The organism is Streptomyces sp. NPDC000594 (genome assembly GCF_040299965.1).
GTDB lineage: Bacteria > Actinomycetota > Actinomycetes > Streptomycetales > Streptomycetaceae > Streptomyces.
The window spans coordinates 110,805-125,270 of the sequence record NZ_JBEPCY010000009.1 but is presented as its reverse complement, the minus strand read 5'-3'; the positions used below and the strand labels follow the sequence as shown (position 1 = coordinate 125,270).

Sequence of the window (14,466 nt, the reverse complement as noted above, 5' to 3'; positions counted from 1 at the left end):
CGGGGGCGACCCTGCACCCCCCGACCTCGTGTCACGAGGAACGGGCCCCTTGTGGTGCGGGCGGTCCGCGACGGGGAGGGGTCAGAGAAGGTCCGGCTCGGGCGTCTCGTGCTCATGGGACCAGCGGGCGGTCTTCCGGGCCTCGGCCATCTCCGCGTCGGTCGCCAGGAGGTGGTCCAGCCTTCCGGCCCGGGCGTCGGTGATGAAGACGGTGAGGGCGACCCTGGGGACGATCAGCGCGGGCTGGGGGCTGTCGCATTCCCGCAGCCGGATCATCCGGAGGCCGTACGGCCCGTCGGGGGCGGGCGTGGCGGACAAGGACATGGGTGTCTCCCTGAGGGTGTGGTGGGGGTGGGTTCTACGGGTGGGCCCCGGCCGCGTGTGCGGGGTGACGGCCGGGGCCCGGGGGACCCGCCCAGGGCAGGGGTGAGGGCGGACCCCGCTTGAAGCCGCCCTCCGTGGCACCGGTGAGAGGAACACCGCTGAACCTGCCGGTGCCACGGAGGACGGGGCTTTAGAGCCTGTCGGCAAGGCTCATCGTGTGCAGACCGACGGACAGCGACCACGCCGCGAGCATCGCGACCGTGCGGGCTATCGACCTACCTCGTCGCTCTCGCACGAATGTGCCTTTCTGACCGTGTCGTGGAACGGACCGAACCGAACCCGGAGATCGTGATCACGCTGTATTCGGGCACGTAGAGCCAGGAGGAGAGGACTGTCCCCGGCCGGCTCGGGCAAGGGCTGGAGCGGGTCGTTCACGGGTCACCTCCTCGTGGTGTCTGCTATCCAGGAAACAGGTCGGACAGCGCCGGGGGTACCGTGGCCGCTCCACCTGGGCATAAGGCCAATAAGTTTCCTGAATCAGGGAGTTGACAGCCGGTGGTCCGCAAGCAGAACGATCACCTCGCGAGCCTGTTCGATGACACGGGCTGGACAGAACGCCAGATGGCGCAGGCGATCAACCGCATCGGGACGGAGCGGGGCACCCCCACGACTTGTCAGCAGCCATCTGTCCATCAGTGGCTCAATGGGAGCATTCCCAGAGCATCGACCCGCCCGCTCATCCTGGAAGCCCTGTCGCGAAAACTTGGTTACCCCATCAGCCCTGGCCGGGCGGGTTTTCCTGAACCCCCCGAGCAATCCTTAGCGTATTCGATCGCAGAAAGTCTGATCGACCTGGGAAGGCAGGACATGGAGCGTCGCAACTTCCTCGGATCGGCGGCGCTCTTCAGCGTCGCAATGAACATTCCCGAGTGGCAGGAGACCATCGGTAGAGCCGAGGTCATCCATGCGGGAGAGGCCCGCCGTATCGGCATGGGCGATGTCGAGATGGTCAGGAAGATGACCGAGTTCCTCTCCGACACGTATGACCAGTTCGGAGGCAGACATGCCCGGCCGATGGCGGCGGCCTTTCTGGTGAACACCGTGTCGCCCTATCTTCGGGCGGACGCGAAAGAAGACGTGCGCCAGGCGATGATGTCCGCCGCATCCACCCTGTGCTATCTCACCGGCTGGATGGCAGTGGATGACGAGCTGCACGGCCTGGCGCAGCGCTACTACATCAAGGGCCTGGAGCTCGCCAGAGAGGGCGGCGATCACCTGACGTACTGCCATGTGCTCCGTGGGATGTCGGTTCAGGCAGCGGATCTGGGCCACGGCCGGGAGGCCGTCCGCTTCGCCGATGCGGCTGCTGCGGCGGTGCCACGCGTGGGCCCACAGAAGCGTGCCTTCTTCGTCGCCCAGCAGGGGTATGCGTCGGCTGTGGCCGGAGAAGGCCGGGCGGCACTGCACCATGTCCGGGAAACGGAGAAGGCCCTGGACATCGCGGAGAGCGGCACGGCGACGTTCGGTGGCTTCAACCATTCCACCCTGGCCTACGCGGTGTCGCATGTGCGCTACCAGGCAGGGGATATCAAGGGAAGCGTGGACTCCCTCAACCTCCACTTCCGTCTGCGCGACACGAGCGACACCCCCAGATCAGCGGCCCGGTTCAACTCGCTTCTCGCGGAGCGGCAGATGGAAATGGGGCACCTCGACGCGGCCTGTGCTACCTGGAGCGATGTGCTCGACATCTACCCCGAGATCCATTCCGGGCGAGTCGACCGGCATGTGGCGAACATCGTGACCCTGCTGCGCCCGCATCTCGCGAACGGTGGGGCGCGCGAGGTCTCCGAGAGGGCCCGTCTGGCCATCGGATGACCTAAGGGGAGGGGGTGGCCCCGCTCCCTCCATCGGACGGAGGGGTGGCGGGGCCGCATGCTGGTGTCACACGGGCAGAGGTGGAGGCACGGGGACCACGGCGGGGGTGGACATGCCGTTGGAGTCGAGGTCGAAGTGGTCCAGTTCCACACTGCTGATCAGGACACCGGGGAAGTCCTCGAAGAAGTCGAGCGCTTCCGCGATGGCCTCGGTCAGGGTCTCGGTCGTGAAGAGGCAGCTGAACTCGGTGTGCCCTGGGCTCTCCACACGGCCGATCCGACCGTCGTTGAAGCGGTCGAGCCCGTCCAGGGTGTCTGCCTGATCAGGTGTCAGCGGCTCCTGCAGGTGGAGGGTGAAGTACCAGCTACGCACAGTTCCGGTGCCTTTCCGTGAATTGGTTGATGCGGTTCGCCATGTCTCCCGTGCTCCGGGGGGTGCAATACACCAACTCGGACCTGGAGCACGGGCAGCAGATGACCCAGCCCCACCGATGGCGGCTCTTGTCGTGTGTGACCTTGAGCCCCGCCGCCTCCGCGCGCTTGAGTGCAGCTTCGACGTCCTTCTTCTGGTGCCGGTCGCCAAGTCCCATGCCACCAGGTCCTAACGCCCCGATGATGGCCCCGGCTGCCGAACAGTAGGCCAATCGCCCGAACGAGCTATCTCCTGGCATCGCCGTCCACGCGGGCGCCCCGGCCCCAGCCGCAGGCCGGGCCGGCTGTGCGGCCTTGGGCCCGCGCTCTGCGAAACCGGTCGGCCAGCGCCGGGTGGGTACCGTGGTCGCCCAAACGGCTCGGGGTGAGGTGTCTCGTAAGTGCGGGGGCGGCGCCTGAGACCGTGGAACGATGGATCGCGGACGAAACGCGAACACCGCATGCGCGCACGGCGGCGCGAGTGGCAGACAAGCTAGGAGTGGCCGTGGAAATGCTGTGGCCCAAGCAGATAAGGCAGACCTTTAAATCTGGCCCGGATCGCGAAATCGTGGCCACGTATCCCTTCAGATCCGCTTGCCCCCGGTCCGTCTGGACGACTCTGATCGACAGGGCGCAGTGCGACCTGTTTTTCGCCGGGTACACCAACTACTTCCTCTGGACCGAGCAGCCTCAACTCCTGGAGACCCTGCGAAGGAAGGCCGGCGAAGGCTGTCGTGTCCGATTCCTGGTGGGTGACCCGGAGGGTCGGATCACCCAGATGAGGGAGCGGGTCGAGGACAACCCCTTTCCCGTTTCCACCAGGATCAGAATTACGCTCGGAAACCTTGCGAAACTCTCCGATGTTCCCGAGGTGGAAGCTCGCTACAGCGCTGACCTGGACGGGATGAACCATGTTTCGCTGAGCGTCTTCCGCATGGACTCGGAGGCTCTTGTGACGCCGCACCTCGCGTCCGCGGTGGGCCATGATTCCCCGATGTTTCATCTGAAGCGGATGGCGAGCAAAGGGCTGTACGGCCAATTCGTGGACAGCGCCGAGGAGCTCTGGGAACGCGGGACGCCGGTGCGCGCATAGGTGTGCGGGCGCTCGTCACACGGGAGGTGGGACCATGCTGGTCTCACACGGACAAGGGCGGCGGCGCGGGCACACGGAAGGGGTCGCCATGCCGTTGTCCTCCAGTGCCATCTCGTCCAGTTCGACACTGCGGACGAGGACCCCGGGGAAGTCCTCGAATCGGCACAATGCGTCCGCGATGGCCCCGGTGAGGGTTTCCGCGTCGAAGGAGCACCAGAACTCGGCCGAGTCCGGCCCCGCGACGAGGCAGATCCGCCCGTCGCTGAAGCTGTCCAGAACGTCCAGGGTGTCCGACTGCTCCGGGGTCAGCGGGCCCTGGAGGTGCAGGGTGAAACGCCAGCTGCGCACAGTTCCGGTGCTTTCTGTGAAGGGGTTGATGCGGTACGCCATGCCTCCCGCGCGGGAGAACGGACCCAACCGCAGGCCGGGCTGGTACGGCGTCCTCGGCGGGGCGACCGGTAGGAGCGAACGCCGGGGCGCGCGAGGTCTCCGAGAGGGCCCGCTTGGCCATCGGGTGACCGGGGCCGTCCGCTGGTGTCACGCGGGCAGTGGCGGCGGCGCCGGGACCACGGACGGGGTGGACATGCCGTTCTCGGCCAGCTCGATCCAGTCCAGTTCCACGCTGCGGATCAGGACACCGGGGAAGTCCTCGAAGAAGTCGAGCGCTTCCGCGATGGCCCCGGCGAGGGATTCCGCCTCGAACACGCAAGTGAACTTCGCCGAGACACCGGGCACCTCAACCAGGCCGATGCGACCGTCGTTGAAGCGGTCGAGGCCGTCGAGGGTGTCCGCTTGAGTGGGTGTCAGCGGCTCCTGAAGGTGCAGGGTGAAGTACCACTTGCACATGGCCGGCGTGGCGCTTGATGAAGTTGTTCTCTGGTGCCGGTCGCCAAGTCCCATGCCACCAAGTCCTACGCCCCGGGCGGTGGCACCGGCTGCCGAACCGGGGGCGAGTCGCCCGGGCGGGTGAACGGGCTCAGTCGCGGGCCGGGGTCGGTGAGGGGTCGTCCAGGATCGGGAAGTGGCGGGGGGCCAGGAGGAGGAGGGCGAGGAAGCCGAGGACCGCCGCCAGCGACGCGCCCACGTAGACATGGTCCACCGCCGCGTCCACCGCGCGGCGCAGGGTCTCCGCCGTGGCCGGGGGGAGGGCGTCCGTCTCCTCCAGGGTGCGGGAGACCGCGTCCAGGTCGCCCGCGTCGCCGAGCCGGGCGGCCAGGGTCGCGTTGGCGATGGCGCCGAAGAGCGCCGCGCCCACGCTCTGGCCTATCTGGCGGTAGAAGAGGATCGAGGCGGTCGCGGTGCCCCGTTCGGACCAGCCGACCGTGGCCTGGACGCCGACGATCAGGGGGAGTTGGAAGAGGCCCAGCGCGGCGCCGAGGAGCAGGCTGAGCAGGGCGGGCTGCCAGGGTGATCCGGGGTACGGCAGCAGCGGGAAGGCCGCCAGGACCAGGGCCGCCAGGCCGATGCCGATCAGGGCGGTCTGGCGGAAGCCGATGCGGTTGTAGAGCCGGTTGGAGAGCGCGGCGCTCACCGGCCAGCTCAGGGTCATCACTTCGAGCACCAGACCCGCGGCCACCGGGCCGAGCCCCAGGACGGACTGGGCGTACGTCGGCAGAAAGACGATGGGCGCGATCATCAGCACCCCCAGCGCGCCCAGGGCCAGATTGACCGCCGCGATGGTGGGCCGCCGCCAGACCCAGCCCGGCAGGATGGGTTCGGCGGCCCGGCGCTCCACCAGTACGGTCGCCGCCACCAGGCCCGCGCCCGCGCCGAGGAGTGCCAGGGAGGGGGCGGAGAGCCAGGGCCAGGCGACCCCGCCCTGGACGAGCGCGGTGATCAGGGCCGCGCCCGCCGCGAAGATGCCCAGCGCCCCCGGCCAGTCGATCCGCCGCCCCGCGCCCTTCCCGGTACGGGCGGCGGGGGCCGTCTCCCGGGCGGTTTCGCGCAGATGGCGGACGATCAGCCAGAGGGCGAGCGCCCCCACCGGCAGATTGACGAGGAAGATCCAGCGCCAGTCGGCGTAGGACGCGAGCAGCCCCCCGATCGCGGGGCCCGTCACCGCCGAGACCGCCCACACCGTGGAGATCCGTGCCTGTATCCGGGGGCGTTCCTTGAGCGGATAGAGATCGGCGGCGAGGGTCTGCACCGTCCCCTGGAGGGCGCCGCCGCCCAGGCCCTGGAGGATCCGGAAGGCGATCAGCGAGGCCATGTTCCAGGCGAGGGCGCAGAGCAGGGAACCGGCCAGGAAGAGCACGATGCCGACGATCAGTACCGGCTTGCGGCCCACGGTGTCGGAGAGCTTCCCGTACACCGGGAGGGAGACGGTGACGGCGAGCAGATAGCCCGCGAAGAGCCAGGAGAAGGCGGAGAACCCGCCGAGGTCGGCGACGATCTGGGGGACTGCGGTGGCGATGATCGTGCTGTCCAGCGCGACGAGCGCCATGCCGGTCATCAGCGCGGCGACCACCGGTCCCCGGCGCCCGGTCGCCCCCGTGGAACCGGCCGCTCCCGGCTCCGGTCCCGATCCCGTGCCGGACGCCGACAGCCTTGGACGCTCCCCCACCACAAGGTCCCTTCGTCGTACAACCACATCGGGGGACACCTTCTCACCGGGATACGTGCCGGGGGGAGGGCCGAGCCGGGGGCGTGACCCCGACAGCGTTCGCCCGGGAAGCCGATTTCCCCTAGGGGCTTCACCCCCGTACGGGCCAGGGGGCGTTCGTCCCCGGGGACGACGTGCGGCGGACCGCTCCCTCCGTACGTTGATGGCGGACGAGGGGACACCGGATCACGGGGGTGGGGATAACCCCCCACCCAGGACTGCACCGGGCACCAGCGCGCCGGAGCGCCCGGCGCGACAGACTCAAAACGCACACGGGGCCCCCGGGACCCGCCTGCGGAACCGGCTCCGGCCGCCCCTGAAGAGATGACCGAGGAGACATACAGTGACTACGCCTGTGACCATGCACCGCCCTGGGGGAGCCGCAGGGCTGACGGCCGTCGCGGCGCGCGGACGCCAGGTCGTCAAGGCGTACGGCTCCGGGGAGACCCGGGTCGTCGCGCTGGACCATGTCGATGTCGACATCCACCAGGGGCAGTTCACCGCCATCATGGGCCCCTCCGGCTCCGGCAAGTCCACCCTGATGCACTGCCTGGCCGGTCTGGACACCGTCACCTCCGGCCAGATCTACCTGGACGACACCGAGATCACCGGGCTCAAGGACAAGAAGCTCACCCAGCTCCGCCGGGACCGGATCGGCTTTATCTTCCAGGCGTTCAATCTGCTGCCCACGCTCAACGCCCTGGAGAACATCACCCTCCCCATGGACATAGCCGGCCGCAAGCCGGACACCGCCTGGCTGAACCGCGTGGTGGAGACCGTGGGCCTCTCCGAGCGGCTGAAGCACCGCCCCACCCAGCTCTCCGGCGGCCAGCAGCAGCGGGTCGCGGTCGCCCGCGCCCTCGCCGCCCGGCCCGCGATCATCTTCGGTGACGAGCCCACCGGAAACCTCGACTCCCGGGCCGGCGCCGAGGTGCTGAGCTTCCTGCGCCGCTCGGTGGACGAGCTGGGCCAGACCATCGTCATGGTCACCCATGACCCCGTCGCCGCCTCCTACGCCGACCGGGTGCTGTACCTCGCCGACGGCCGGATCGTGGACGAGATGCTCCGTCCCACCGCCGACCAGGTCCTGGACCGCATGAAGGACTTCGACGCCCGGGGACGTACCTCGTGACCGTGCTCAAGACCTCCCTGCGCAACTTCCTCGCCCACAAGGGCCGCATGGCCCTCTCCGCGGTGGCCGTCCTGCTCTCCGTGGCATTCGTGTCGGGGACACTCGTCTTCACCGACACCATGAACACCACCTTCGACAAGCTGTTCGCGGTCACCTCGGCCGATGTCACCGTCGCCCCGAAGGACAAGGACGGCGAGGACGAGAACCCGCAGTCCGGCAAGGTCGAGACGATCCCCGCCTCGACCGTGCAGAAGGTCCGCGCGGTCGAGGGCGTGAAGTCCGTCGAGGGCTCCGTCTCCATCATGAACGCCACCGTGGTGGACGCGGAGAACAAGAACCTCGGCCCCACCACCGGCGGCCCCACCATCGTCGGCAACTGGACCGAGAACGACCTGCGGGCCATGGAGATCTCCGAGGGGAAGTCCCCGCGCGGCCCCACCGAGGTGATGGTCGACGAGCAGACCGCCGACAAGCAGAAGCTCTCCCTCGGTGACGAGGTGCGTGTCATCGGCACCTTCGGCGACCACCGCGCCAAGATCTCCGGCCTGATCTCCTTCAAGGTCACCAACCCCGGTGCCGCGCTCTTCTACTTCGACACCCCCACCGCCCAGCGGTATCTGCTCGGCGCCACCGACCGGCTGAGCTACCTCCATGTCACCGCCGTGGACGGCCTCGCCGACGAGACGCTCAAGAAGCGGGTCGACACCGCCCTCGGCGGCGGCGCGTTCAAGCTCACCACCGCCAAGGAGACCGCCGACCAGGGCCGCGAGGAAGTCGGCCAGATGCTGGATGTGATGCGGTACGCGATGCTCGGCTTCGCCGGGATCGCCTTCCTCGTCGGCATCTTCCTCATCGTCAACACCTTCTCCATGCTGGTCGCCCAGCGCACCCGTGAGATCGGTCTGATGCGGGCCATCGGCTCCAGCCGTCAGCAGGTCAACCGGTCCGTGCTGCTGGAATCGCTGCTCCTCGGCATCGTCGGCTCGGTCCTCGGTGTCGCCGCCGGTGTCGGACTCGCCATCGGGCTGATGGAGATGATGGGCGCGGTCGGCATGAGCCTCTCCACCGACGATCTGACGGTGAAGTGGACCACCCCGGTGGCCGGCATCGTCCTCGGTGTCGTCGTCACCGTCGTCGCCGCCTATATCCCGGCCCGCCGCGCCGGCAAGGTCTCCCCGATGGCCGCCCTGCGGGACTCGGGCGGCCCGGTGGACGCCCGCGCCGGCTGGAAGCGCGCCGCCATCGGCCTGGTGCTGACCGGTATCGGCACCGCCGCGCTGCTGGGCACCACCCAGGTGGAGAAGGCCGCGGACGGCTCCCTCTACCTCGGCCTCGGCGTCTTCTTCACCCTGCTCGGCTTTGTCGTCATCGGCCCGGTCCTCGCCGGGGTCGTGGTCCGGGCGCTGAGCGTGGTCGTCCTGCGGATGTTCGGCCCGGTCGGCCGGATGGCCGAGCGGAACGCGCTCCGCAACCCCCGCCGCACCGGCGCCACCGGCGCCGCCCTGATGATCGGCCTCGCCCTGGTCGCCGCGCTCTCCGTCGTCGGCTCCTCCATGGTGGCCTCGGCCACCGATGAGCTGGACCGCAGTGTCGGCGCCGACTTCATCGTCAGCAGCGGCAACGGCCAGCCGGTGATGCCCCAGGCCCGCAAGGCCATGGCGGACGCCGCGGGCATCAAGCACCTCACCGACTACCGCCTGGTCAACGCGAAGGTCACCGCCCCGGGCGGCACCACCGTGCGGGAGGAACTGGTCGCCACCGACCCGACCTACGCCCAGGACCTGCGCCGCGAGATGGTCGAGGGCAAGCAGTCCGCCGCCTACGCCAAGAACGCCATCACCATCGGCGAGGAGTACGCGACCAAGCACAAGGTCAAGGTCGGGGACACCCTCTCGGTCGCCTTCGTCCAGGGGGAGACCGCCCGGCTCAAGGTCGGCGCGATCACCTCCGACGAGAGCGCCATGGAGAGCGGTGTGAAGTACATCAGCACCGAGACCATGCGCTCCTACGTCCCGGCCGACAAGCTGCCGCTGAGCTTCATGGTGCTGGCCGCCGCCCAGGACGGCCAGCAGGAGCGGGCCGCCGCCGCGCTCAAGAAGACGATCGCCGACTACCCCCAGTACAAGGTCCGCGACCAGACCGACTACAAGGAAGAGCTGCGGGAGCAGATCGGCAGCCTGCTGAACATCGTCTACGGTCTGCTGGGCCTCGCGATCGTCGTCGCGATCCTCGGAGTGGTCAACACCCTGGCCCTCTCGGTGGTCGAGCGCACCCGGGAGATCGGGCTGCTGCGGGCGATCGGTCTCTCCCGGCGCCAGCTGCGCCGGATGATCCGCCTGGAGTCCGTCGTCATCGCCCTCTTCGGAGCCTTCCTCGGCCTCGGTCTGGGCATGGGCTGGGGCACCTCCGCCCAGCAGCTGCTTGAGCTGGAGGGGCTGATGGTCCTGGAGATCCCCTGGCCGACGATCATCATGGTCTTCCTGGGCTCCGCCCTGGTGGGCCTGCTGGCCGCGCTGGTCCCCGCCTTCCGCGCCGGACGGATGAACGTCCTGAACGCCATCGCCACCGACTGACCCCGGTACGGGGAAGATCCGGTACGGGATCGGGGGATCCGGTTACGGGGAAAGTGGCCCCGGTCGTCCTGTTACGGGGAAAGTGGCCCCGGTCGTCCTGCGGGACGGCCGGGGCCACCGGCGTGCACAGGGACAGGGCAGGGCCGGGATCCTGCCTGCTCCTGGAAGGCCAGCTGGTCCCGCAGCGCCGCCCGCGCGCGGAAGAGATGCGTCTTGACCGTGCCCGCCGCCAGCCCCGTCTCGGCCGCGACCTGATCGACACCGAGATCGCACACATAGTGGAGAACGGCCACCCGCCGCTGTCGCTCCGGCAGCCGCCGCAACGCGGCCACCAGCGCCACCGTCTCCGCGTCCGGCGGGGGAGCCGACCCCGGCAGACCGCCGCTCCGCACCCGCCAGGCCGCCGCCGCCCGGCCGCGCCGCCGCCACCGGCTCACCGCGAGCCGCCAGGCCACCGTACGGATCCATGCCTCGGGCCCGGCCTCCCGCCGGAGCCGGGCGCGCCGCGACCAGGCCCGGACAAAGGCCTCCTGGACCACGTCCTGGGCCTCATGGAGATCGCCCGTCATCAGATACACCTGCCCGACCAGGCGTTTCACGGAGTGGGAGTAGAACTCCTCGAACTCCTCGTCGGTCATACGGGCTCCTGGCTGGTGGTACGGGATCCCCCGGGACACCCCGGCGGACCCCCGGGACACCCCGGCGGGCCGCGCCCGGCCGTTCCCGGTCGCGGAGGCGGCGGCCCGGCGGGCGGGCGTACGCTGGAGACCCCCGGCCCGTCAGACGTGTCGGGTCCTTCGCGTTCCCCCCAGTCTCACCCACACCGCGTTGCCCCATCCCCCCCTCTTACCCCGGGACGGAAAGCCTTTCATGAGCCTGCACGGTCTGCTCGATGCCGTCGTACGTGACCCCGCGCTCACCGAGGCGCTGGAGGCCGCCCGGGGCGGCGCCCGGCCCCATGTCGACCTGGTCGGACCGCCCGCCGCCCGCCCCTTCGCGGTCGCCGCGCTGGCCCGGGACAGCGGTCGTATGGTGCTCGCCGTCACCGCCACCGGCCGTGAGGCCGAGGATCTGGCGGCGGCCCTGCGCTCGCTCCTCCCCGAGGAGGGCGTGGTCGAGTACCCCGCCTGGGAGACCCTGCCCCATGAGCGGCTCTCCCCCCGCTCCGACACCGTCGGCCGCCGTCTCGCCGTGCTCCGCCGGCTCGCCCACCCCTCGGCCGACGACCCGGCGGCGGGCCCGGTCTCCGTGGTGGTCGCCCCCATCCGTTCCGTGCTCCAGCCGCAGGTCCAGGGCCTCGGCGACCTGGAGCCGGTGGCCCTGCGCACCGGGCAGCAGGCCGATCTCGGGGAGATCGTGGAGGCGCTGGCCGCCGCCGCGTACTCCCGGGTCGAGCTGGTCGAGAAGCGCGGTGAGTTCGCCGTGCGCGGCGGCATCCTGGATGTCTTCCCGCCCACCGAGGAGCACCCCCTGCGGGTGGAGTTCTGGGGCGACGACGTGGAGGAGATCCGCTACTTCAAGATCGCCGACCAGCGGTCGCTGGAGGTCGCCGAGCACGGTCTGTGGGCACCGCCCTGCCGTGAGCTGCTGCTCACCGACGAGGTCCGCCGCCGTGCCGCCGCGCTGGCCGAGGACCATCCCGAGCTGGGCGAACTCCTGGGCAAGATCGCCGAGGGGATCGCGGTGGAGGGCATGGAGTCCCTGGCCCCGGTGCTGGTGGACGAGATGGAGCTGCTGCTGGATGTGCTCCCGGCGGGCGCCATGACCGTGGTCTGCGACCCGGAGCGGGTCCGGACCCGCTCCGTCGATCTCGTCGCCACCAGCCAGGAGTTCCTCCAGGCCTCCTGGGCGGCCATCGCCATGGCCGCCGACGGCCAGGCCCCCATCGATGTGGGCGCCGCCTCGCTGTGGGGCCTCGCCGATGTCCGGGACCGCGCCCGTGAGCTGGGCATGATGTGGTGGTCGGTCTCCCCCTTCGCCGCCGACGAGGAGCTGGACCTGGCGGGGACGGACACCCTCACCCTCGGTCTGAACGCCCCCGAGTCCTATCGCGGCGACACCGCGCGGGCGCTCGCCGACACCAAGGGCTGGCTCGCCGACGGCTGGCGCACCGTCTTCGTCACCGAGGCCCATGGCCCCGCCGCCCGTACCGTCGAGGTGCTGAGCGGCGAGGGCGTCCCCGCCCGGCTGGACACCGGCACCGGGGAGATCCCCGCCTCGGTGGTCCAGGTGGTCTGCGGCTCCATCGACTACGGGTTCACCGCACCGGGGCTGCGGCTCGCCGTCCTCACCGAGACGGACCTCTCCGGCCAGAAGGCGGCGGGCAAGGACGGCCAGCGGATGCCGACCCGGCGCCGCAAGACCATCGACCCGCTCACCCTGGAGACCGGCGACTACATCGTCCACGAGCAGCACGGGGTGGGCCGCTACATCGAGATGGTGCAGCGCACCGTCCAGGGCGCGACCCGTGAGTATCTGGTGGTGGAGTACGCCCCGGCCAAGCGCGGCCAGCCCGGGGACCGGCTCTACATCCCCACCGACCAGCTGGAGCAGATCACCAAGTACGTCGGCGGTGAGGCGCCCACCCTGCACCGGCTCGGCGGCGCCGACTGGACGAAGACCAAGGCGCGGGCGAAGAAGGCGGTCAAGGAGATCGCCGCCGATCTGATCAAGCTCTACTCGGCCCGGATGGCCGCCCCCGGCCATGCCTTCGGCCCGGACACCCCCTGGCAGCGGGAGCTGGAGGACGCCTTCCCGTACGTGGAGACCCCCGATCAGCTCTCCACCATCGCCGAGGTCAAGGAGGACATGGAGAAGACGGTTCCGATGGACCGGCTGATCTGCGGCGATGTCGGTTACGGCAAGACCGAGATCGCGGTACGGGCCGCCTTCAAGGCGGTGCAGGACGGCAAGCAGGTCGCCGTCCTCGTCCCCACCACGCTGCTGGTGCAGCAGCACTTCGGGACCTTCTCCGAGCGGTACGGGCAGTTCCCGGTGAAGGTCCGGGCGCTCTCCCGCTTCCAGACCGACACCGAGGCCAAGGCGACCCTGGAGGGGCTGAAGGACGGCGCGGTCGACATCGTCATCGGCACCCACCGGCTCTTCTCCTCCGAGACGAAGTTCAAGGACCTGGGCCTGGTCATCGTGGACGAGGAGCAGCGCTTCGGCGTCGAGCACAAGGAGCAGCTGAAGAAGCTGCGGGCCAATGTCGATGTGCTCACCATGTCCGCGACGCCGATCCCCCGGACCCTGGAGATGGCGGTGACCGGCATCCGGGAGATGTCGACCATCACCACCCCGCCGGAGGAGCGCCATCCGGTGCTGACCTTCGTGGGCCCGTACGAGGAGAAGCAGATCGGCGCCGCGATCCGGCGGGAGCTGCTCCGGGAGGGCCAGGTCTTCTATATCCACAACCGTGTGGAGTCCATCGACCGGGCGGCGGCCCGGCTGCGGGAGATCGTGCCCGAGGCGCGGATCGCCACCGCCCACGGCCAGATGTCGGAGACGGCGCTGGAGCAGGTGGTGGTGGACTTCTGGGAGAAGAAGTTCGATGTGCTGGTCTCCACCACGATCGTGGAGTCCGGGATCGACATCTCCAACGCCAATACGCTGATCGTGGAGCGCGGTGACAACTTCGGCCTCTCCCAGCTGCACCAGCTGCGGGGCCGGGTGGGCCGGGGCCGGGAGCGGGGCTATGCCTACTTCCTCTATCCGCCGGAGAAGCCGCTGACGGAGACCGCGCACGAGCGGCTGGCGACCATCGCCCAGCACACCGAGATGGGTGCGGGCATGTATGTGGCGATGAAGGACCTGGAGATCCGGGGCGCGGGCAATCTGCTGGGCGGGGAGCAGTCCGGCCATATCGCGGGGGTCGGCTTCGATCTGTATGTCCGGATGGTGGGGGAGGCGGTCGCCGACTACCGCACCTCGCTGGAGGGCGGTGTGGAGGAGGAGCCGCCGCTGGAGGTCAAGATCGAGCTGCCGGTGGACGCCCATGTGCCGCACGACTACGCCCCCGGTGAGCGGCTGCGGCTCCAGGCGTACCGCTCGATCGCCTCGGCCAATACCGAGGAGGACATCAGGGCGGTACGGGAGGAGCTGACCGACCGTTACGGCAAGCTGCCGGAGCCGGTGGAGAACCTGCTGCTGGTGGCCGGGCTGCGGATGCTGGCACGGGCCTGCGGGGTCGGGGACATCGTGCTCCAGGGGAGCAATGTCCGCTTCGCCCCGGTGGAGCTGAGGGAGTCGCAGGAGCTGCGGCTGAAGCGGCTCTATCCGCGCTCGGTGGTGAAGGCGGCCACGGGTCAGGTGCTGGTGCCCCGGCCCACCTCGGGGAAGATCGGCGGGAAGCCGGTGGTGGGCCGGGAGCTGCTGGCCTGGACCGGGGAGTTCCTGACCACGGTGCTCGGTTCCTGAGACCTTCCAGACCTCCGAGGGCCCTGAGCGTCCCGAGGCTT

General features: G+C 69.8%; 12 protein-coding genes. 5 read left to right on the top strand and 7 right to left on the bottom strand.

Annotated elements, in window-relative coordinates:
• Positions 1-81: 81 nt before the first annotated feature.
• Positions 82-324 carry a hypothetical protein gene (locus ABT354_RS15910; protein WP_351493900.1) on the bottom strand — a complete coding sequence of 81 codons (243 nt, stop codon included), beginning with the start codon at positions 322-324 and terminating at the stop codon, positions 82-84.
• A 555-nt stretch (positions 325-879) separates the two neighbouring features.
• On the opposite strand from ABT354_RS15910, the gene ABT354_RS15905 reads away from it, so the two are divergent.
• On the top strand, positions 880-2,199 hold the full coding sequence (locus ABT354_RS15905; RefSeq protein WP_351493898.1) for an NsdA family TPR-like regulatory protein: 1,320 nt from the start codon (positions 880-882) through the stop codon (positions 2,197-2,199).
• Between the two features lie 66 nt (positions 2,200-2,265).
• Here ABT354_RS15905 and ABT354_RS15900 read toward each other — a convergent pair whose 3' ends face one another.
• A complete protein-coding gene (locus tag ABT354_RS15900) occupies positions 2,266-2,571 on the bottom strand; it encodes a hypothetical protein (RefSeq protein ID WP_351493896.1) in 306 nt (101 codons plus the stop codon).
• Complete coding sequence (locus tag ABT354_RS15895; protein WP_351493893.1) at positions 2,564-2,788, bottom strand: hypothetical protein; 225 nt, start codon at positions 2,786-2,788, stop codon at positions 2,564-2,566. The genes ABT354_RS15900 and ABT354_RS15895 overlap by 8 nt, the downstream gene beginning before the upstream one ends.
• A 332-nt stretch (positions 2,789-3,120) precedes the next feature.
• Between ABT354_RS15895 and ABT354_RS15890 the strand changes: the two genes are divergently transcribed.
• A complete protein-coding gene (locus ABT354_RS15890) occupies positions 3,121-3,702 on the top strand; it encodes an XRE family transcriptional regulator (RefSeq protein ID WP_351494107.1) in 582 nt (193 codons plus the stop codon).
• A 15-nt stretch (positions 3,703-3,717) separates the two neighbouring features.
• On the opposite strand, the gene ABT354_RS15885 is transcribed toward ABT354_RS15890, so the two are convergent.
• From ABT354_RS15885 to ABT354_RS15875, 3 genes are all read right to left on the bottom strand, one after another.
• Positions 3,718-4,050 carry a hypothetical protein gene (locus ABT354_RS15885; RefSeq protein WP_351493891.1) on the bottom strand — a complete coding sequence of 111 codons (333 nt, stop codon included), beginning with the start codon at positions 4,048-4,050 and terminating at the stop codon, positions 3,718-3,720.
• A 189-nt stretch (positions 4,051-4,239) separates the two neighbouring features.
• Positions 4,240-4,548: a hypothetical protein gene (locus ABT354_RS15880; RefSeq protein WP_351493889.1), complete on the bottom strand. Its 309-nt coding sequence runs from the start codon at positions 4,546-4,548 to the stop codon at positions 4,240-4,242.
• Between the two features lie 130 nt (positions 4,549-4,678).
• Positions 4,679-6,265: an MFS transporter gene (locus ABT354_RS15875; RefSeq protein ID WP_502983426.1), complete on the bottom strand. Its 1,587-nt coding sequence runs from the start codon at positions 6,263-6,265 to the stop codon at positions 4,679-4,681.
• Positions 6,266-6,665: 400 nt separating this feature from the next.
• Here ABT354_RS15875 and ABT354_RS15870 point away from each other — a divergent pair, with 400 nt between their 5' ends.
• Entirely contained in the window at positions 6,666-7,436 is a 771-nt protein-coding gene (locus ABT354_RS15870; RefSeq protein ID WP_351494103.1) for an ABC transporter ATP-binding protein, read from the top strand.
• Positions 7,433-10,009 (top strand): ABC transporter permease, encoded by a 2,577-nt coding sequence (locus ABT354_RS15865; RefSeq protein ID WP_351493887.1) that lies wholly within the window; start codon positions 7,433-7,435, stop codon positions 10,007-10,009. The genes ABT354_RS15870 and ABT354_RS15865 overlap by 4 nt, the downstream gene beginning before the upstream one ends.
• 71 nt (positions 10,010-10,080) lie before the next feature.
• Here ABT354_RS15865 and ABT354_RS15860 read toward each other — a convergent pair whose 3' ends face one another.
• Positions 10,081-10,647 (bottom strand): SigE family RNA polymerase sigma factor, encoded by a 567-nt coding sequence (locus ABT354_RS15860; protein ID WP_351493885.1) that lies wholly within the window; start codon positions 10,645-10,647, stop codon positions 10,081-10,083.
• Positions 10,648-10,879: 232 nt separating this feature from the next.
• Between ABT354_RS15860 and mfd the strand changes: the two genes are divergently transcribed.
• On the top strand, positions 10,880-14,425 hold the full coding sequence (mfd, locus tag ABT354_RS15855) for a transcription-repair coupling factor (protein ID WP_351493883.1): 3,546 nt from the start codon (positions 10,880-10,882) through the stop codon (positions 14,423-14,425).
• The last annotated feature ends 41 nt before the right edge of the window (positions 14,426-14,466 follow it).